Raw genomic sequence first — 20360 nt, 5'->3', positions numbered from 1 at the left:
GAAAAAAGCACTGGTAATTATGGCATTTTCCGCTATGGCGGCAGGCTGCGCCGACAATTCGATCCCCAAAGCGCAGCTGCCCGAACTTGATATGTCGAATCCCCTCCTGGCGGCGTGGAATACGCCCCACCAGACCCCGCCGTTCTCCGAGATCGAACTCTCGGACTACGAGCCTGCGTTCGACGCGGCCATCGCCTGCTCGCGTGCCGAGATCGACGCGATCGTCGCCAACCCCTCGAAGCCGACCTTCGGCAATACCATCGTGGCTCTGGAGCGCCACGGTGCGCTGCTGGATCGTATCTCGGGTATCTTCTTCAACCTGCTCGAAGCGGATACGTCGGACGAAATGCAGCAGATCGCACTGCGCGTGCAGCCTAAGCTGACCGAACTGTCGAACGACATCTCGCTCAACCCCGAACTCTTCGCCCGCGTGAAGGCCGTCTACGGGAAACCCGGCCGCGGCCTCTCGAAAGAGGACAAGAAACTGCTCGAGGATACCTACCAGAGCTTCGCACGCAACGGTGCCGCCCTGTCCGACGCGGACAAGGAGCTCTACCGCAAGTATTCTTCCGAGCTGTCGGCCGCAACGCTCCAATTCGGCCAGAACGCCCTGGCTGCGACCAATGCCTTCTCGATCAACATCACCGATCCGAAGGTCGTGGCCGAGCTGCCGGACTTCGTGAAGGAGGGCATGGCAGCCGATGCCAAGGCGCGCGGTGAAAAGGGCTGGACGGTGACGTTGCAGGCGCCGAGCTATGTGCCTTTCCTGACCTATTCGTCGAACCGTGCGCTCAAGGAGAAACTCTGGCGTGCCTATAATTCGCGTGCATTGGGCGGCGAGAACGATAATACGAAGGTCGTGAAACAGATCGCCAACCTGCGCCTGAAGATCGCCAACCTGCTGGGCTATAAATGCTATGCCGACTACGTGCTCGAACGCCGCATGGCCGAGAATACCCCGACGGTCATGGCCTTCCTCGACGAGCTGCTCTCCCAGACCAAGGCCTATGCCGACCGGGACTATGAGACCGTCGGCGACTATGCCGCTTCGCTCGGGTTCAAAGGCCAGCTCATGCCGTGGGACTGGGGCTATTACAACGAGAAGTACAAGCACGAGAAATATGCGCTCAACGACGAGCTGGTGAAACCTTATTTCAAACTCGAAAACGTCCGCAAGGGCGTCTTCATGCTCGCCAACAAGCTCTACGGGCTGAACTTCACGCCCAACGACAAGATCGAGGTGTACCATCCCGACGTGACGGCCTACGACGTGACCGACCAGGACGGCCGTTTCATGGCGGTACTCTACCTCGATTTCTTTCCCCGCGAATCGAAGCGTTCTGGGGCATGGATGACCGAGTTCCGCGGTGCGAAGATCGTTGACGGCAAGGAGACCCGTCCGCTGGTGTCGCTGGTGATGAACTTCACCAAGCCCACCGAAACGACCCCTTCGCTGCTGACTTTCGACGAAGTGGAAACTTTCCTCCATGAGTTCGGCCACTCGCTCCACGGCATGCTGGGCGAGGGCAAGTACGAGTCGCAGACCGGAACGAGCGTTTACCGTGACTTCGTGGAGCTGCCTTCGCAGATCATGGAGAACTGGGCTACCGAGAAGGAGTTCCTCGACCTGTGGGCCGTGCATTACCAGACGGGCGAGCCGATCCCGGCCGAGGTCGTCGACCGCATCGTCGCCGCACAGAACTATTTGGCGGCCTATTCCAACGTGCGCCAGCTTTCGTTCGGCCTGACCGATATGGCATGGCATACGATCACCGAGCCTTTCGAGGGCGACGTCGAGCAGTTCGAGGTCGCATCGATGGCCCCGACGCAGGTGCTGCCCGTAGTTCCCGGAACGGCGATGGCCCCGGCATTCGGACATATCTTCTCGGGCGGCTATGCCGCGGGGTATTACGGCTACAAGTGGGCCGAAGTGCTGGAGGCGGACGCCTTCTCGCTCTTCAAGGAAAAGGGCATCTTCAACCGCGAGGTCTCCGGCTCGTTCCGTGAGAATATCCTTTCGAAGGGCGGTACCGAGCATCCGATGGAACTCTACGTGCGCTTCCGCGGCCACAAACCCGAAACCAGGGCGCTGATCGAGAAAATGGGGCTCGGCAAATAACCGCATTCCCATACCCGATAAAAAAGGGAACCTCCCGAAAGGGATGAGTGTTTTTTAAGAACGGGGAGGTAAAAAGTGTAAAACGCAGATAATCAAGATATATAAAATCTGTCTTTTGCACGAATTTCAGGCAGAAGAGCCTGAAAAAGTAGAATTCGACGGGAGTTTCGTTACCAAATCGTAACCCCGTCGAATTGCTTTACAATAGCATATATGCGACTGAATTACAATTTCTTGCGCAAATATACGTAATTCTTGAGAACTCAACAACCGATACCTTTGTCACATTAAAAATTGTTGAGTTATGAAAAGTACGTTCAAAGTTCTGTTTTATCTGAAAAAGGATAAAATCTCGAAAGACGGGAAAGTTCCGGTCATGGGCCGCATCACGGTCAATGGCACGCAAGCCGGTTTCAGTTGCAAGTTGAATATCGACCCGGCGCTATGGGATGAGAAAACCAATTATCTGAAATCGCAACGAAATACGCTTTCGCGCGAAATTCACCAGATGCTTGAAAACATCAAGGCTCAAATCACCAAACATTATCAGTCGATCTGCGACCGTGATGCGTATGTCACGGCCAATAAGGTCAAGAATGCTTACCATGGTTTCGGCGACCGATATAAAACGCTTATCGCAGCTTTCGACTACCATGCCGATTCTATAAAAGCGAGAATCGGACGTGACAGAGCGCAACGTACTTACGATAGGCTGATGGAAGAACGCCGTTGCCTGGTGCGGTATCTGGTTCTGAAAAAACTGGAAGATGTGACTTTGAAGGAGTTGGATGTTACGTTCATCGAAAGATATTACGCATGGATGCTCTCAGACGGACATTGCGGCAAGACAACGGCTTTCAAACGCACCCAGACGTTGAAATGTGTTTTATATGTAGCCGTTGAGCAAGGCTGTATAGACCGTCATCCCTTTCTGGCGTTCAAATGTGCTCCGGATTATAAGCCCCGCATGTTCCTGTCCGACGAAGAAATACAACGGCTTATGAATATAGAATTGCGTTATCATCGGCAGCGGGCCGTGCGGGATATGTTTATTTTCTGTTGTTTCACCGGACTGGCTTATATAGATCTGAAGAATCTGACTTACGATCATATCGTAACAACTCCGACGGGAGAACAATATATCTATAATCGCCGTCAGAAGACCGGTACGCCTTATCACATCATGTTGCTGCCCATTGCGCAAGAGCTTATCGAACGATATAGAGGATATCCGGGTAAAATCGACGAAACGCGGGTCTTTCCCGTGAAAGATCGGAAAAGTATGTGTACAACGATAAAACGTATTGCCCAAAAATGCGGCATTACCAAAAACCTATCGACGCACATCGGTCGGCATACGTTCGGAACGACGGTCACGCTGGAGAAAGGCGTACCCATCGAGACCGTTTCGGAGATGCTCGGACATAAGCAGATTACGACGACTCAGATCTACGCCAAATTAACCGCCAACAAGATGAAGGAAGACGTACGTCTTCTTACGCAGCGCATCGGCAATCTGTATGAACTCACACAGCCTACGACCCGGCTGCTTTCCAAAGAGGCTTAACCCTAAACGAACGGCGACCAGATCAGTCTGGTCGCCGTTCGTTTACTTATTCCAGGGCCGGAAGTCGCGGTAGTTTTTCTTCAGCACCTCGAAGATACCGGATTCGGGATAGAGGATTTTCCCGCCGAGCGTCGTATAGGGAATCGCTTTCGTATCCCGCAAGGTCTGCAACGTCCGTTTGCACACATGGAAGCGTCTGCAAATCTCATCTCCGGTCAGATAATGCTCCTGACCGATCGTCGGTCGCAGATGTTTTATGGCCGTTTCGATCTCGCGCGTGGTTTGCACCATCCAATCCGTCAGTTCCTTGAACTCTTCGGATCGCTTCGTAATAATGTCCGACATACTATCTGCGGATCAGAGCTTCGCGGATGACGCGTTCGATGTCGGTCTCCCGGTAATAGAATTTGGAACCTATCGTGGAATACGGGATGATTCCCCGATCGCGATAATTCTGCAAAGCCCGCTGCGAGATATGCAGTGCCTCGCATACTTCCGGCGTGCTGAGTCATTTCTCCCGTGTGGGCGGAGCTACCTTACGATACAATTCCGTTACGGCAACCGACAGGCCGCACAGACGCCTTCTCAGTTCCAAATAGGCGTCGTTTTCCATCATGGTTACTTCCATAAGTCGAATGTTTTATGAATTAGTATTTAGTATAATTTAAGCACCGGCATCGGATACCGTCGTGTTTCATTCCGTCGTTTCAAATCCGGTGCACACAGCCGGATTTGCCGTCGTGCCGAAAAGTAATCCTCCGTCAGCATCAGCTTTTCGGCTTCCGGTGTAAAGAGCATTACGCCTTTCATCGCCGCATAATACACCTCGTCATTCGCCACGACATGACGGGGCTGTAACTTCAGACGAGTCAATTCCGGCAATAATTTCCGCATGTATAGTTCATCGGGCCGCTTCGCTTCTTCCGTCGTCGCATGGAAGGATGCTTCCGGAGGCAGATCGTATTGCAGATAGAACAGGTTTTCGAGCGCCCGTCCGGGTATCGTCTTTTTCAACTCTTCGGAGATGTGATGCCTGAAACCCTCTTCGCCGTTCGTTCCGACAGCGAAACGTACGGCATGCAGCGTTCAGTCGAGCGTCAGGTAAATACTTCGTATCCGGTCTTCCCGCATATCCGTTATATTTTTATTGCGGCACGTTTGCCGCTGACAGGACGGGAATGCCGCAGCCTGCGTTCCGTTTCCCGCCTTTTGGTTACGGTGCCCGTTCCGGGCAGGGAAACATGCTGTTTTGCATCCGGCGATGACTCTTTGTATTCCGTCAGGAATCTCCCGTTCTGAATGTTGTATTCCGTGCGAAGAATACCCGCTGCGATTTCACGGGCCTGCTGCTGCAAGGCACCGTACCCGAAGTCGTGCGTCGATTGCCGGTTTCCCATACGCGCCCGGTCGCAATCCCGGAGTTTCGACGCCACCTCGGAGAAGAACTCCCGATGTCTGAAACGATGCAACCCGTCGTCGGCCACAGATGCGGCGTACCCGTTTTCCGCGATATACAACAGCGTTGCGAGATCGTGATTGCCTGACGATACCTGTGTCCGGTTCCCGGCAACGAACCTCTCGAAGTCCTCGTAGCACGGCGATATGGAATATGCTGCCGAACATACGCCTTCCGAAAGTACCGATGTCGGAATCCACTTCTCCTCGGTAAAACTGTATCGGGATCTCTCCAGTCCCGGATACTCGCTTTTCAGGTCGCTTTTCACGAATTTGTCGATACACTTGTCCGCCATCGCGGCAATTCGGGGCGGCAAATGTTTCAATTCATAGATTTTCAGCGTATCTGCATCAGTCCGCATTCCGAAGAAACGATCCGTCATGTATTGCATATAGCAGTACATGGCCCGCCGGCCCTTGGGCGTATCGCTGAAGAGATAAGTTCCCAGCGAAGAGGTTACAGCCCGATAGAGCGGTGCATCGTCGGGCGCCGTACGGGCACAATGCATCGTAAATCTCCGGTATTCGGGATCGCGCATCAGCTGTTCCCGCCGCCCTGCCGGAGAGAGGGGCGAAAGACCTTTCGAGAGTGCGAAAGCCGCATCCCGGAGCGAAACGGCCGGTTCGGGGTGTATATCCTGCCGGATAAAAGCCGGAGCCAGCTTCCCGTAAAAATACTCGTTCGTCGTACTTCGGCGCGACGGAATCGCTTTGCTGTCGGGAAAGGTCAGATGCAGCAGCGTGTGGTCGGGAACGACCGATGAACGGGAGCAGGCGGCAACCTGTTCGCGTATATAATCTTCGAAAGACTGACGTCCGTTTTCTCGGACGGCGATACGCACGGCCTGCATCTGCGGGTTCATCGTAACGAAAACACTCGCCGGAATCTTGCGCCTCATGAGGCGGTCTAAAAAATCTGCGATTCGGGACATGAACGGTAAATTTCAGAGGATTTTACAAGACAGAATCGGAAATAATGTCTATTCCCTGACACAACGCACCAGCCCTTTACCTTTTCCGCCTTCGAAATTCGTCCACCCGCTGTTGATCTCGAATTTGAAATAGACGGTCGGATACGGCGTAGCGGATGTCGGTTCGGATACCGCCCCGGTCAACATGACAGCAACGCCGTCACGATCCAGCCAAAAATCGTCGTTCCCGACCGGTACGGGATAAAACGTCCCCTTCGTATCTCCCCTGAAGCGCTGGAACCAATAGCCGTTGTCGAACGCTCCGACCACATAAGGTTCTCCGGGAAAAACGTAATTCTCGAAAGCCGTCCATGTATAACGGCTCGGCAGCCGGTACCCTTCGGGGCAGGGGTCATGCACGCTTTTCGCACTCGCCCAACCGTAAGTGTCCACAGGCGCGGGATCGCCCCAAAGGGCATTGTCGTAATAGGTATAAAGTTTGGCGTACCACCCCGTATAGACATACGTCGTCGGGTGCCGGGTCATATAGGTCAGATCGTATGTTTTGGCTTCGGATCCGTTCGAGGTGTAGATTGTCGGCCAATGGTTTATGAACCGATCCTTACGTCCTGCGGCGTTGTAGACCTCGTTCGACGTAAAGGGATCTTTGCGCCCCCATGTGTAGACCAGGCCGTAGCGGGTTTTCAAATCCGTACCGATGGCCCCCAGATTCCGATCCATGACAAGGAACTGTTCGCCCGCCCGGTTCGTATACCGGTCGTCCTGCGGCCGGTCGCCGGGCAGGCACCATATATGCCAGCTCCAGAGAATCGTCCCGCCGGCATCGTACACCGCGACGAGCGCATTGCCCCGCTGACCGTTCGTGTGCACCGTAAGACGGTTGTCCGCAAGCGTGAATCCTGTAATGATCTTATTGTCCTGCCACAGCAGCCCGGCGGATGCCGGAGCGTATTCATTGCCCGCCTCGATTCCCAGATAGGCGTAATTGCGGCTGCGGGACGTGCGATACGGGGTAACATCGAACGTAACCTGATCGCCGGTGCAGATATGGCAGTTCGCCGTTCCGTAATACAGGCCGTCGTAGACGAGAACCCGGTTGTCGATCTCATCTTCGCCCCTGATAACAAGCTCCAGATTATGCCACGTGTTTCGGCGGACATTGAAATCCGACGTGTTATTTTCACCCGGATAAACGATGTATTCGACAAGGGCTTTGTCCGCGCTCCGTTCCGCGAGAATCCGCAGGTAGGTGGCACAGGACGGAGCATTTTCAGGGCACTTGTCCTTCTGGTCGGTGATCGTGTCTACCGAGCCCTGCAAGTTCTCGAAAAGATACGCTGTACCCGCGGTTCTCCATTCATTGTTGACAGGCATCGCTTCGCCGTCATAGTAATTCGCCTCGACCGTCGAGGAAATACTGCCCGAATCGAAGGGACGTATCGTCTGCGGCAGATTGCAGAACTGCACAGAGCGAAGACGGAGCGACGGTGCGACGGCGTCGGCGACCTCGATGGTATAGGCGATCTTCGCCGCACTGCGCGTTACGCGAAGCGATGAGGGGGTACACCGGCCAGCGCCATCGACGGCCAATGTTCCCCGATCCGTCATCGGGATAGCGTCCGAAGACTCCATCACGTCCACTGCCGTTTCGTAAAACTGGATCTTGAACGCATTTTTATCCCCCAGATCCTGCCCGGCGTTCGCAATCGCATAGCTCTGATAATTGCCGGGAAGGACGTTGAACACCAGCGGCGAGGAAACGGAGGGGAAATAAAAATGATATTCTGTATCTCCGTATAGATACAAATTCACATCCCGAATGCAATTTTCATCCATTGCGCGGGTGGCGGCCTGCTGCTCGGTCGTCAGATGCAGTTCGACCCTGACGGGCGATTGTTTTTCGGGCGCCCGAGCCGGTATCTCTACCGCTTCGGTGCAGGCTGCGAGCATCGAAAGCATGCCCGGGAGCCAAATCAACAGTTTTTTCATCGTGACAGCGGTTAAAATTCGGGGGTTGCGATTTCCTTATCCCAGCCGGGAATGTCGATCGTATCGGCTTCGATCACCGGGCAGCGGATAATTTCCACCTCTTCATGTTCATAGACATGGCAGCCTGCAAATAGCGATGCGATAAGCGCGACCGCCGTTGCTGCAAGAAAGCCGTACGCGACGGCATATTTGATTTTCAGTCTGTTCATAAGTTCGATTGTTAAGTTCGTTTTTTTCGGTATTCCTCATAATCCACGGAGTAGAACAGCGGCTTGCGGTTGCACCAGTAGGCCAGCCGCCATTGCTCCCGCGAGGGTTTCCCCTCGTGTTCGAAATCCCGGTACGGCTGCGCGAAAGGCTGACACCCCAACGCTTTCAGCTCCCGGATACGTCCGAGCGCATCTTCGGAGTCATCCCTTATCAGCACATAGAAGAAGAGCTTCCGGGCCGGAACGCCGTGCTTACGGAGGAGTTCTATGGCTTTATGAACGTCATCCTGCATGGCACGGCTATCGTAGGCCATGCGCAGAAAACGTATCCATTTGACCCGTGCGAGCAGCGCAGCGATCTCCGGTGTGCGGGCGATACGCCGGGCATCGAGTCCTTGGTTGAAATCTACCCGGATGCCCATGCGGACGATCTTCTCGATCTGCATAAGTCCCCACTCCGAAGCCAAGACATTGTTGTCGAGTAGCACGGCACGCTTACGCCCGTCGAGAAATTCTTCGATGTCAGCGTGTGCCCGGACTTCACCTTCCTTATGGGGCACGACGCACCACGAACAGCGGTTCACGCATCCGCGCGTCAGAAACCCATAGGCTTCCTTGACCCCATAAAGCGAGTAATCCGGGCATATATGTTCGATCTCTTCGGGAAGAATCGTCGCATAGTCCCTGTAACCCGTCCCGGCACGCACGACCTCGCAGTCGTAGCGATCCGTACAATCGCGCGAAAAGGTAAAGACCTTCGACATATAGACCTTGTCATAACGCCTCGCCGCGGGATCGGTGAACTCCACCGTATCGCCCCGGCGCTTGTGCCATGCCGAGAGTTTCATCAGCGCTATGTTCGGGAAGTTATGCCCGTCCACATCCACCAGTCCGATCCGCATGACTATTGTTTTAAGAGTTCAGCAATCTCCGGATCGAGATTGCCCCGATACTCCATACGCCCGTCCAAGCGGCATGCTTCGAGGAAATGCTCCCGGCCCTCGGCCTTGCGTCCCAGCCGCGAGCAGGCGATGGCCCGCAGATACTCCGTCACGGCATCCTTGGGCATCGTTGCCAACAGCTCCATCGCCCGCTCGTTATGATCCAGCGACAGATGCGCCACGACCGTATTGCGGTCGTTGTAGTCGTTGAGAATGTACAAGGCTTTGGCGTATTTGCGTTTCTGCAACAGCTCCACGCCGCGGGCATAGGCCGTATCCAGCTCCGTGGTATGGATCGTATCCTTGACCATTCCTTTGCGGCGCAGGCTGTAGCGAAAATTCACGGCCCGCAGCTGCGGGTAGATCACCGAACGGATATAGGCATACTCTTTCGGAAACCGCTGCCGGATGGCCTGCTCCCGCCGGTCGGGATTCTTTTCTGCGACGATCAGCTCCAGAATAGCGTCACGGCTTACGATCTCCCGGTCTGTTCGGATGCGGTTTGTCAACTCCTGCCAGTCCTCGGCCACCCACCGCACGGTCAGCATCGTGTCGATGCTTCTGCCGTATCGGCGGACAAGATAGCGTTTGAGCGCCGCGGCCCTTCCTTGCGAGAGCCGGTCGTTGAAGGCATAGGCTCCCTCCGGAGACGATGCCGCCGTCAGCGTGATGGTATCGACCCAAAATTCCTGCTGTTCGACGATCTGCCGCATCAGGCCGGTGATCTTGTCCAGCTGCCGCCGATTATCGCCCAGCGTATCGACCACACGGGTATCGCCCACGAAGAACTGAATGTAGTTGCGATCTTCGACGGTCACGAACTTGTCGACGACCTTGATGCGATACCTCGGTATGGTATCTACGAAGGAGAGCATCGAGGATACGATGTAGCTCAACGTATCGGATGGCGGCAGACGATAGGCGCTGTCGTCCACGGCCAAGACCTGTCCCTGAAGCGTTACAAGCATCTTCTTCGAGGTCTCATCGGTCTTCACCTCCTGCGAGTAATAGTACGTGACGGTACTCCGACCTTCAACCAGTGAGTCGAGCCGGACGTCTTCGGGATAGGGAAATTTCACGAAGCGGTTGAAGGCCGCCTCTCGTCCTACGGTATCGGGGCGGAATCGTTCGACGTAGGTTTCGTACTGCCAGTAGTCGCGCTCTTGCAGCAGCGAGAAGCGGCCGCCGCGGATCACCAGATCTTCGAGCGCCACGGATTCGTCGGGTTTGTGAAGTATCGGTGTGATTACGACGCTGCGGCTCTTGCCCAACAACTGCTTGGGCAGCGTCACGATGAAATCCAGCACGACGCGCCCGTTGCGTTCGGGAATAGACCGCATCTTCGCCACGACCGTCACCTGCTCGATCTGAAGCGCCATCACGCGTTCTCCGTCGGCAAGCGTATCCACGGGTGCAAGAAAGAATGTGTTGCTGTCACGCTGGAGTTTTACGACCTGCGGGCGGTAGTCCTGCTGCCGCTCCTGCCGCTCGGCGCGGGTAAGCTGCGAGAGCGAGGCAGTCATCTGCTGCCGCTGAAGCCGTCCGGCTACCGAGCAGCCGAACAGGCTTCCGAGCGCTGCCGACAGCAGACTTATCTGCAATATCTTATTGCATATCTTCATGGCTAAAAGATATAAGAGAATGAGACTTCCAGTTTTGTCGGCGCCAGCGTCCAGCATCGGTAACGGTAGATGCATTCATCCTCCCAGTCAGAGACGGTCGGGTCGTGGCGTGTGTCTTCGGTATGGAACAGCCCTATGCCGGCTTCGAGGGCGATATTCCATCGTTTCGAGAGCATCCACGCATATCCGTAGCTGACACCGAGGCCATAGGCATGACCCTTATAGCGTTTTGTCCGGCTTCCGAGGTCGTAACCGACATAGGTAAGGTGTTGTCCGAGAAAGTGTCCGACGAAGGATTCGTAGAACCAGTAGCGGCCGCCGAGCTGTACGGCGTGGAAGTTCATCGAGAGGGATGCGGTTTGCACCGGATTCCAGTAGCCGGACAGCTCCAGCGACCAGTTGTCCGTCAGGGCCGCTTCGGCCCCGACGTTCAGCGTCGCGCTGCACACCGCAAGAGCATTGGCCCTTACGGCGAAGATCTGCGCCGCAGCCCTGCGGGGCAGCCCCCACAAGGCCGCCGACAGCAGCACGAACAGTATGACTCGTTGTTTGTTCATTATCGTTAGCTATTATTTCGGTTTTATTCCCGGATGCAGCGCACCGGATTGGCAGCATAGCGGTAAAAATCCGTTGTGTTGACGAACGGCGGGTAGTTACTCGTATCGAATAGGATCGAGGTGCAGGCTACGTCATGGAACACGCCGGTCGAGTCGTCCCAATGAAGATAATACGGAGCGTTCGTGTAGAGCCTTCCGAGCGACCCGCTGCGGTCGTAACGTCCTTCGTAGAATGTTCCGCCCAAGGGTATTTTCGCCGTCTGCGTGCTGTTACAGCGGAGTGTAACGTAATAAGGTGCCGATACGCCTATCCGCTCTATTCCCGCAAAATCCTCGGCACCGGGCACTTTCCATCCCGGAGGGCATGGATCGTAAATGGATTTATGGCTGGTGCGGCTGATATTGTTCTTCCCGGTCGTGACGTTGCCCCAGAGGTTCGGGTGGTGGTCGTAGAGCCAGTCGGCGACCGACGTCCACTCTTCCCAATCCTCGTAAAATACCCCGTCCATATAGGTCGTTGGATGCGCTGTGGCCCATTCGAGGGTCATCACGTCGTAAGGCGATTCAGTTCCGAAGGTTCGGGGATTGCTTTCAGCATACTCGAACCCCGGAGCATAGACGGTCGGAGCCTGCGTGTAGGCGTCCGTGGCCAGCGCTGGATACGGAAACGGATCTTTGCGGCCCCACTGGTAATAGAGTCCTTTGGCAGCGGCCTGCGTGCAGTCCGTAGCCAGGGCCCCGAGGTTGCGATCCATAAAGACGGCTCCCGAAGCGTAGGTCTGGGCCGTGGCCTCGATCTCGTAATCCACCGACCAGATATGCCACGACCATATGCATACCCCGCGGCTGTCGAGAAGTCCGATCACGGCGTTGCCATAGGTCATGCCGGTTCGGAAGACGATACGTCCGTCGCCGGTCAGCTCCGCGCTTTCAACGATCGCGCCACGGATCGTGCCCGTTTCCCAGAGGACTTTCGCCTCGGCTCCCGCAAGTCTCTTCGGAACGATATTCGTCGTTGCACGGCCGTTGCCCATCGTCGTAGCGTCGAACGAATAGGAGGTATTCAATTCCGGCGCGATATAGCAGTTGGCCGTGCCCCCGTCGTCGAGCGGCCGGGTATTGGCCGTGAATTTCGGGAAGATCGCGGCTTCGGGCGAGGTCGGAATGTAGGCATACGAAACCGAGGTCGAAAGCCGTGTCTTGTAGTCGGCTGCCGAATACCATCCCTCGAAGCGGTATCCGGCTTTGGGTACGGCAGTCAGCGTGCATCCCTTTTCATGGCACAGGACGACCCGGTCGTGCGTCAGGGAAGAAGTTTCAGCGTCATACAACGCTCCGGCGACGGTTACCGTACCGTTCCCGTTTTCAGCCGTCGCGGGGTGAATATATACGTCGAGGCGGTTGGCGAAGCGGTGTCCGATGTCGAACGACTGTGCAAATCCCGCATCATCCTCGACCGTGACGGTATAGACCACCTGCGAATTGACTGTCGTATAGATTCCCGGAGCGTAGTTCACGCCGAAGACATTGGGGCCGGGTTGCTCCGGAAGCGTAAGGTCGCGGCCTTCGCCTACGGGAGAGCCGTTCAGACAGAACGCTCCGGCGTTGCCCTGCGCGACACCGATACGTCCCCGAAGCGTCAGGGGTGCGGGGTTTCCGTCGATCTCCACAGCGAGCATCTGAAACGGATTGTAGGTGCAATATCCGCCGGCCGCGTTTTCTTCGTAAGTGTCATGCACATTGACGGCATAGCTGCTAATGCGGGTATCTACCTCGCTGTCGCCCAAGATCGAGATATTGAGCCGGTAATGCGCGTTGGCCCGGACATTGAAATCCGAGGTGTTGTTTCCTCCGAGGTAAATATAATAAGCCAATATTTTCGACCCGCGCACGGCGCGGATCAAAAGATACGAGGCATTCGCGGGGGCATTTTCCGGGTTCTTCTGCCGTTGGTCGGTAATGGCCGCCACCATGCCCTGCATATTGGGTAACAGATAGCAGTCGCCCGCAGCCTGCTGTCCGGAAAGTTCCACCTCCGGACAATCCGTATAGTCGTCGGGATCATCCGACGGTGCGGCCGCCATATCGAACACGGATACAGAACGCGGTACCGAGAACAGTTGCACGGAGCGCAGTTCGATGTCGGCAACGGCCGGAGTAACGGTAATGTGATAGGAGATTTTCGACACGCAGCGTTGTACTTCGACGGCAGGCAGCGTCAGCATCCCGTCTGCCGAGGGAATTATCGTTATATCGCCCTCATAGGCCATAGGCAATACATCGTACTTGTCGGCGTGTGTAACGGTAAAATCCTCCCACAGCAGATTGTCGCCCAGATCGCGGCCCAGATTGGCGGCAATGCAGATCCGGTAGTTGCCCGGTAGGCATTCGAAACGCAGCGTCGCAGAGGTCTGGTAACGGTGTAGGACAACATTGCTGTTATCGTCGTAAAGGTAGAGGTTCAGGTCGCGGATGGCCGTTTCATCCGCAGAGCGAGTTACGGAGGACATCCTTTCGGGCCGTACTGTCAGGCTGACGAAGACACCGCGGGGATTTGTACATTCTGTCCTGTCCTCGGCGATGCAGCCCCACAGCAACAGGATGGCAGCGAGTATCAACAGATATTTTTTCATAGTCGGAAAAATCTGAAAAAGGGATTGAAAACAGCTCCCGCCCGCGAGGGACGGGAGCTGCCAAAACAAGAGGGCTATGCCCCCAGTTCGACGTTCTGCGTAACGGGCGTCTCCCAATCGGCGACGGTGACCGATACGGCGCAATCCTGACCTACAAGGCCCGTGATATTGGCCGCGACACGGTAGTAGCCGTTTCGGAGAATCTCGCCCGCGGCCTTACCCGTCAACTCGACCGAATAGGTCACCTCCGAGCGGTCGTCCGTAGTCGAGGTGCTGCCGTCCGAATCGTATGTGGCGTTAATTTCCAGCAGAACGCGGCTGCCCGCGGGCAAAGCTCCATTCTCGAAACAGTAGAACAGCGCATTGCATTTTCCCGAAGCCGTGGCGGGAGTCTGCGTGTGGCTGAAGGTCATAGCTCCGGGTGTCGGCGAACCGGCTACGACGAGCGACTGCGAGGCGGCTTTGGAGAGTTTTACCGAGTTGATAGTAAGCGTTCCGGCATATTTGTCGGCGAACGACGGGGCGATGGTCGTCTGAAGGGCTACTTTAGCGACAGTGCGTTTGAGCGTGATGCCGACATTGGTCGTGGAGTTCACGGCCCCGACGGTCTGCGATTTCATGCCCGACATCACGAAGCCGCCCGAACGTTTGGCTGCGGTGGACACCTCGGCGAAGGTGCCGTTATAGTCGGCGGCCGACTTCTCCACAAGGGCCGTAAGGGCCGCCCGGGTCTTGGCCGACGAGGCGTCGTAGTTCGCAACGGCATAGAATGAGCAGGGGGTGCTGGCAAGAGATTTAGGTAGGGAGAATGTCGCCGATTTCGCGGCCAGCTCGCTGGATGTTAAATCCCGGCGAATAACGAAGTTGTCGGCATTATCGAAGACGAAAATCGACAGTGACGACAACGAAGACTCTCATGCCTCGGCCGAGGCTGTCGAATCGAAGAAGGAGCGGGTGTCGGCGGCATCATCGGTAAGCGTAAGTGCGATACGTGCCCCATCGGTGAAAGAATTGGGGGAAGGTACGACTTCGGTCTCCTTGTTGCAGGAAACGGATGCGGCAGCGAAGACTGCAACGGCTAAAAGGATGTTTTTCATGTTATTTGGATTTTGAATGCAGCGATGCACTATGCGTCGCTTTCTGCTGCAAATGTATAATACAAAATCACTGAAAAGTACACTTTTCCGGATGCCTCTCGGGAAAAATCAAAAAGTTTTTTGTAAAGTATGAAAATATAATCAACTGAAAAATAGCCTGTTGAAATTTTGCAAACGGAGAAAAACTTTTTGATTTTCTCATCCTTGACAGGTCTCCGCTCTCTCTATCGCAGGTGTCTTTCGACGACTTGCTCATAGGCTTTTTTCAATTTATCCAGAAAAGGTGTGACCGCCGTGCTGCGGTCAAGCATCCTGGTTTTCTTGACATAGACATCGTTGATCGTGATATGGAATGTAGAAGACAAGGCACGGACGATCTCGATGAAACGCGCCTTGCGGTTGCCGTACATGATAATCCCGTTTTTATGAAGGGCAACGGCAAGCTCCAGCAGCTCTTGCTGCGTCCCTGTCCACAGCAACTCGCCGTCCTGATAGGATAAAGGGAACGAATAGTCTTGGTTCGAGCTATATTTCGTACTATTGCTGACGATATTGATTTCGCAATCCAGAATATACATGATTTTATAGATGAACGTCGTCCTTAAAACATTGTTCGAATATCGATTAAACGATGGATGGGACAATACGTCGAATTCAACCCGGCTGTAATACAGTATTCTCAAAATATCATCCCGGTTATCGAAATTAGCAACCATCTCGGTCATCGTCTCGATAAACTCTTCGTATGCATGGGCTAATTCCGACGGATTCGATTCATTTTGAGTTAGCAACGCGTATATACGGGTATGAATAAGCGTTTTCATAAGACAGGATTCCGTATCTATAGGGTCACATTGCAATATTCTTAATCATATGCGATTAAAATATTTTTTAGATACAGACATAATAGAGATTGTCACTTACCTATGTCATCAATGCATATGACCGTTACTAATGACGAAATAATAGACCGAAAAATGATAAAAGCAGTATGAATAACTTTGAATTTACTCTTTAGTAATCGAGTGTTTAAATCGCGCTATCGTTACATCCTTTGCAAAATCCATTTATTTTCCATTTAACTTAAAGAAAAACCCGTACACCGCCTTTCGGTCGATGCACGGGCCAGATGACGTCGCCTAACGTCTATCCTATACGGATTTACATCGAGTGAGTGCTACTGAATATCTGCATAAGTAATCGTGTATCCCGCAGGGTTGAATGTCCAATCCTGAGAATACTCCGTACCGGTATAAGTTACAGTTGCGCCAAATGCACCTTCTGCGATCTTCTGGAATACAGGCAGCGGATTGACATTCGATGCCTTACGGACGTTAAACATCATAATACCGCCGTAGTTGCCGCTGGCAGCCTGCGAGGAGCGGGTCTTGATCTGATTCAGGTAAATTGCATTGTACGATTGTCCCATCTGGATAGCCTGCGGGCACCAGCGATCGTTCGTTACGCCGGCGAATGCGCTGGAAGTCTGGAAAACATTCGGGCCAAACAATCCGTGGTCGGCCAAATCGATCTCCGCACCTGCCGCTGCGGAAATGTTAGACGCATAATTCCATTCGAACATCTGGATGATTTTGCGTTCGCCGGGGAATTCAGCATTGAATTTCTCACGCAGTTTGAGAACGAGTTTGCTGGCCGAAGTGGGATCAATGGGAGTCGAATAGTCGGCATATTCATCGTCGAATCCGATTCCGTCCAGGCCGTATTCCTTCACGATGTAGGTGAGAATAGCGGCGAACTTCTCGATCTGGTCATCCGTCAGGTTCGAGATGCCGATCCCTTTGTGGTCGCCCAGAACGTTCAGAATCACCTTGATTCCGGCATTCTGCAACGGCTCGATATAGGTCGCCTTCGCAGCCATCACCGGAGCCAGCTTGTCGTTGAAGAAAATGCAGGGATCACCATTCGCGTCTTTCTGGATATTCGAAGCGAAAAGCTGTACGAGATCGATGAATTTCTTGCCGCTCATCTCGTACGACAACGCGTTGAGCGGATTGGTGTCGTTGATCTCGTAATACACCTCGATCAGCGGTGTTTTGTCGCCGTAGGCCCGCGTTACCTGAGCCGTTTCTTCCGGTTGTGCCTGCATGTCGGGATTTTCCACGTCTTTGTTGCAGGATGTAAACATTGCACCCGCGGAAAGGAGCAGAGTCGTAATAAATAAAGTCTTTTTCATAGTTAATAATTTTAAAATGGTGATTGTAATTTGTGATTGCACGATGCAAATCCGTATTTTATCGTTTTTACCAGTCTTTCGCCAACTCTCCGTAGTGTAAACCTCCCTGATCGTTATTTACGAGGACATTATACATATACGTTCCATCCATAGCTTCATCGCCGAATATGGCCCATAACATACCCGGAACCATGCCCCAAGACATTTCATACTCATTTTGTTGATTGGAGATAAGGTCGGCCCATACGATCGTATTGTTCGGCGCATAGCCCATCATATCCCAGATGGCCACATTCATAAAACCTTGTGCCGTCATCAGGAAATCGCTTGCCGCCGGATACCACGGCACAGCGAAGTATCCGAAATTTTCGGGTGAAAGTCCGGCGATCGGCCGGCGCGGATGGTTCGTCGTCGGGAGCATCATGCCCAAATCGGCCGCATCGCCCGGTGTGAGGTCGATTACTTCCCACGGATCGAGCAACTGGATATCCTCGCTCTCCGACATATATCCCGACCATGCATAATCGAGGTACTGTCCGACCTCGATGCCGCCCGTCGCCTCGGTGTCCCCGAAATATTCGGTCGGCTCTTCGTAATCGGCCAGCGTCAGCAGTTTGTCGGGCATGGCTTCGCGCATGGCCTTTATCAGCTTGGGATAGGAAGTCGTGTTCATCTCCGGCATTCCTTCCACCTGACCGTAACCGGCATTGCGGTCGAAGAAATTCACGCCATCCAGATCATACAACTCCAGACAGGCTTTCACCTGCGCCGTGAAGTCGGCGATCTGGCTGTCGGTCAGGTTGCAGAATCCGAGTCCCGAGCCATTTCCCTCCAGCGAAAGACAGACCTTGCGCCCCTTGTCCTGCAACGGACGGATATACTTGTCCGCATGTTCCAGCACATAGCGTATGTCAGAGTTAAGCACCAACAAGGCACGCTCCGTATCGGCCTCGTAACCTATCTGCACGATGCGCAGATTGACGATATTGCCGTAAGTCCGCTCCCAGAGCGTATTGAACGGCGGCATGGCTTCGGTTTTCTGCAATATCCAAATGTCGGCCAACAGCGGCTGGTATTCGGTCGTGTTCAGATAGAATACGTTCAGGTATTCCGTATCCAGTTCGTAGTTGCCTATATCAATCCCGCGGACTTTCACGCCGTAATAGACCGCCTTGCCTCCGTCCGTAAGAGCCGCATCATTCGATGAGATCGCAATCGGTAATAAGTACGTTCCGGCAGCCAGTCCGTCCGACTTGAACGATACCTGAATTTTGTCGGAGATACGCTCTCCCGCCGCTACGGCAATCGTACCGTTACCGGCAATGGTAACATTCCCTGCCGGGAACGGGAGTAAATCCGTACCGTACTCCTCGTTACAGGCTTCGACCAGCGATTCGTCCACGGCAGCCGTGATAGTCATCGCTCTCTCTGCCGGGCGGGTCAGCCGGCAGTAAATTCGATCTTCTGTTACTGTTGTTCCCTCCGACAGATTGACAACGGCAAATTCAGTCGGGGATTTGATGCTGCGGATTTTGACATAGGTATTCTCCAACAAATCTTTGTCGGGAAGTTCTCCGCGCTGCGATTTCACGGGATCGGTCTCGCAGGCCGTAAGGCCCGCGATGACCGCCGCGAAAAGAAGCGTCACTACTCCCTTCTTTACATTATTTATCCTTGTTTTCATAGTTTACTCCTCCGTTTCGTTAATTTTCGGAATCTCCACACCGTCGGGCCATACCAGATCGTACTCGGCCTCTCCGTCGTTATGGTAGCGCGAATAGTCCTTGATCGTATTGCCGGCTCCCTCGTTGAACTTCCAATAACCGACGAGCGTCGGGTCGCTTTCGGGATCGGCGATTTCGTACATGTTCTCCCAGATCTGCTCTTGCGTGCGGGCTACCGACCAGACACGGGCCTCGGCGATTTTGCCGTTCAGCGGGCGGTAGGCGTCGTAGGAATAGCTGATGAAGAACTGGCGGGCATCGGCCCAACCGCCGTATTTTTCTTCGTTCTCCGGCGTCGGATTATTGAGGTAACGATCGTAGAAAGCACGCATGGCCAGATTGATGCGCGTGTCGTCGCTCATCGACGCAAGCCCCATATCCTTGCCCTCGCTCTGCAACTCGCCATTGACGAAAATCCGTACCGTGCGCGTCGCCTGGTCATAAGTGCATGCGATATGGTACCATACGCCTTCGTTCAGGATCTTGCCGGCATCACGCCCCGGGAACTTACCGAAGGCCGAACCGCTGCCCGAACCGTCGAACTGCAGCTGCTGGCGCTCGAAATTCGTGTCGCCGATACGCAGAAGTAGGTAGTCCTCGACACCCATGATGGTGGAGATGCTGACGGGGTTGGCGACACCGGCCGAGTTCAGAGCCGAGGTGGCGAACTTGTCGATATAGATCAACGCCTCGTAGGTCACGGCCGTCAAGTTGTTGAGGGCCATCGCCTGCTCCGTATCCTTGTCGAGTGTCGGGAAATTGATCCAGTTGTCGGTAAGCTGCGCTGCCGTAGTGATGTTCGACGATCGTTTGATAACATACCAGACGGTCGAAGAACTGTCCAGCGTCGGAACGGACGCATTCGTGATCGTCACGGGCAGCAGATAGGTAGCATCGAGGGTCAGCGCACCTGTCTGGTCTTCGCCCTCGCCCAGCAACTCCTGCAGATGGAGCGTCACGGCATCCGAAGCGGTCTTGCCGGCCGGGATGGTTACCCGCTCGTCGGAAAGCGAATAGTATTTCGCATCGAGCATCGGCCACGAGGTGTTGTGACGGGCGTTGTAGGTATCGACGAGCGATGGATCGACTGCAATGGAGACCGTGACGTCGCCACCGGACGGATAAGCCAGCGTTGCGGAGAATGTCCGATCGAGTTCATCGAGCGTGTTTTTGATCGTTGCCGTCTGCACGTCAGTCGTTTCCGCCACGTCGAGGTAGACCACATTACCGAACTTGTGGTCGTCGGCATCATAGGACTGACAGGAGCAGAAAGCGGCCGAAGCGATCAGCCATAAGTATTTATTAATTCTTCTCATTGCTC

Annotated in this window: 17 protein-coding genes and 1 pseudogene; 2 read left to right on the top strand and 16 right to left on the bottom strand. The window is 54.3% G+C overall.

Annotation, left to right across the window (positions count from 1 at the left end; all coding sequences use genetic code 11):
- The first annotated feature begins 34 nt into the window (after positions 1-34).
- Positions 35-2119, top strand: coding sequence for a M3 family metallopeptidase (locus DW189_RS04440; protein ID WP_117507009.1), 2085 nt, complete (start codon positions 35-37; stop codon positions 2117-2119).
- Positions 2120-2423: 304 nt separating this feature from the next.
- Positions 2424-3686 carry a site-specific integrase gene (locus DW189_RS04435; RefSeq protein ID WP_117507008.1) on the top strand — a complete coding sequence of 421 codons (1263 nt, stop codon included), beginning with the start codon at positions 2424-2426 and terminating at the stop codon, positions 3684-3686.
- 42 nt (positions 3687-3728) lie between these two features.
- Here the strand turns inward: DW189_RS04435 and DW189_RS04430 are convergent, their stop codons facing one another.
- The 16 genes and pseudogenes from DW189_RS04430 to DW189_RS04355 all read right to left on the bottom strand — a co-directional run bounded on the left by DW189_RS04430 (position 3729) and on the right by DW189_RS04355 (position 20355).
- Complete coding sequence (locus DW189_RS04430) at positions 3729-4031, bottom strand: helix-turn-helix domain-containing protein (protein WP_117507007.1); 303 nt, start codon at positions 4029-4031, stop codon at positions 3729-3731.
- A gap of 1 nt (position 4032) precedes the next feature.
- A pseudogene (locus DW189_RS14385) lies at positions 4033-4182 on the bottom strand (helix-turn-helix domain-containing protein); the annotation flags it as partial.
- Between the two features lie 158 nt (positions 4183-4340).
- Positions 4341-4700, bottom strand: coding sequence for a hypothetical protein (locus DW189_RS04420; protein ID WP_117507006.1), 360 nt, complete (start codon positions 4698-4700; stop codon positions 4341-4343).
- A 122-nt stretch (positions 4701-4822) separates the two neighbouring features.
- A complete protein-coding gene (locus tag DW189_RS04415) occupies positions 4823-6073 on the bottom strand; it encodes a DUF6047 family protein (protein ID WP_259295430.1) in 1251 nt (416 codons plus the stop codon).
- A 48-nt stretch (positions 6074-6121) separates the two neighbouring features.
- Positions 6122-8062 (bottom strand): DUF4906 domain-containing protein, encoded by a 1941-nt coding sequence (locus DW189_RS04410; protein ID WP_117507004.1) that lies wholly within the window; start codon positions 8060-8062, stop codon positions 6122-6124.
- 11 nt (positions 8063-8073) lie between these two features.
- Complete coding sequence (locus DW189_RS04405) at positions 8074-8271, bottom strand: hypothetical protein (protein ID WP_015547821.1); 198 nt, start codon at positions 8269-8271, stop codon at positions 8074-8076.
- An 11-nt stretch (positions 8272-8282) separates the two neighbouring features.
- Positions 8283-9173, bottom strand: coding sequence for a radical SAM protein (locus DW189_RS04400; RefSeq protein WP_117507003.1), 891 nt, complete (start codon positions 9171-9173; stop codon positions 8283-8285).
- A 2-nt stretch (positions 9174-9175) separates the two neighbouring features.
- Complete coding sequence (locus tag DW189_RS04395) at positions 9176-10834, bottom strand: hypothetical protein (protein ID WP_117507002.1); 1659 nt, start codon at positions 10832-10834, stop codon at positions 9176-9178.
- Between the two features lie 2 nt (positions 10835-10836).
- The gene (locus DW189_RS04390) at positions 10837-11391 is read right to left on the bottom strand and encodes a DUF3575 domain-containing protein (protein ID WP_117507001.1); all 555 of its coding nucleotides are present in this window, start codon (positions 11389-11391) and stop codon (positions 10837-10839) included.
- 23 nt (positions 11392-11414) lie between these two features.
- The gene (locus tag DW189_RS04385; protein WP_117507000.1) at positions 11415-14024 is read right to left on the bottom strand and encodes an InlB B-repeat-containing protein; all 2610 of its coding nucleotides are present in this window, start codon (positions 14022-14024) and stop codon (positions 11415-11417) included.
- 74 nt (positions 14025-14098) lie between these two features.
- Positions 14099-14929 (bottom strand): DUF4906 domain-containing protein, encoded by an 831-nt coding sequence (locus tag DW189_RS04380; protein ID WP_117506999.1) that lies wholly within the window; start codon positions 14927-14929, stop codon positions 14099-14101.
- Positions 14930-14938: 9 nt separating this feature from the next.
- A complete protein-coding gene (locus DW189_RS04375) occupies positions 14939-15121 on the bottom strand; it encodes a hypothetical protein (protein ID WP_117506998.1) in 183 nt (60 codons plus the stop codon).
- Positions 15122-15345: 224 nt separating this feature from the next.
- Complete coding sequence (locus DW189_RS04370) at positions 15346-15945, bottom strand: RteC domain-containing protein (protein ID WP_015547825.1); 600 nt, start codon at positions 15943-15945, stop codon at positions 15346-15348.
- Positions 15946-16298: 353 nt separating this feature from the next.
- Positions 16299-17315 carry a glycosyl hydrolase family 18 protein gene (locus DW189_RS04365; RefSeq protein ID WP_117506997.1) on the bottom strand — a complete coding sequence of 339 codons (1017 nt, stop codon included), beginning with the start codon at positions 17313-17315 and terminating at the stop codon, positions 16299-16301.
- A gap of 67 nt (positions 17316-17382) precedes the next feature.
- Positions 17383-18999: a BT_3987 domain-containing protein gene (locus DW189_RS04360; protein WP_117506996.1), complete on the bottom strand. Its 1617-nt coding sequence runs from the start codon at positions 18997-18999 to the stop codon at positions 17383-17385.
- A gap of 3 nt (positions 19000-19002) precedes the next feature.
- Positions 19003-20355 (bottom strand): BT_3987 domain-containing protein, encoded by a 1353-nt coding sequence (locus tag DW189_RS04355; RefSeq protein ID WP_018696903.1) that lies wholly within the window; start codon positions 20353-20355, stop codon positions 19003-19005.
- Between the last annotated feature and the right edge of the window lie 5 nt (positions 20356-20360).

It is taken from the genome of Alistipes sp. AM16-43 (assembly GCF_003435745.1).
Classification (GTDB): domain Bacteria; phylum Bacteroidota; class Bacteroidia; order Bacteroidales; family Rikenellaceae; genus Alistipes; species Alistipes onderdonkii.
This window is presented reverse-complemented; position numbering and strand designations above follow the sequence as displayed.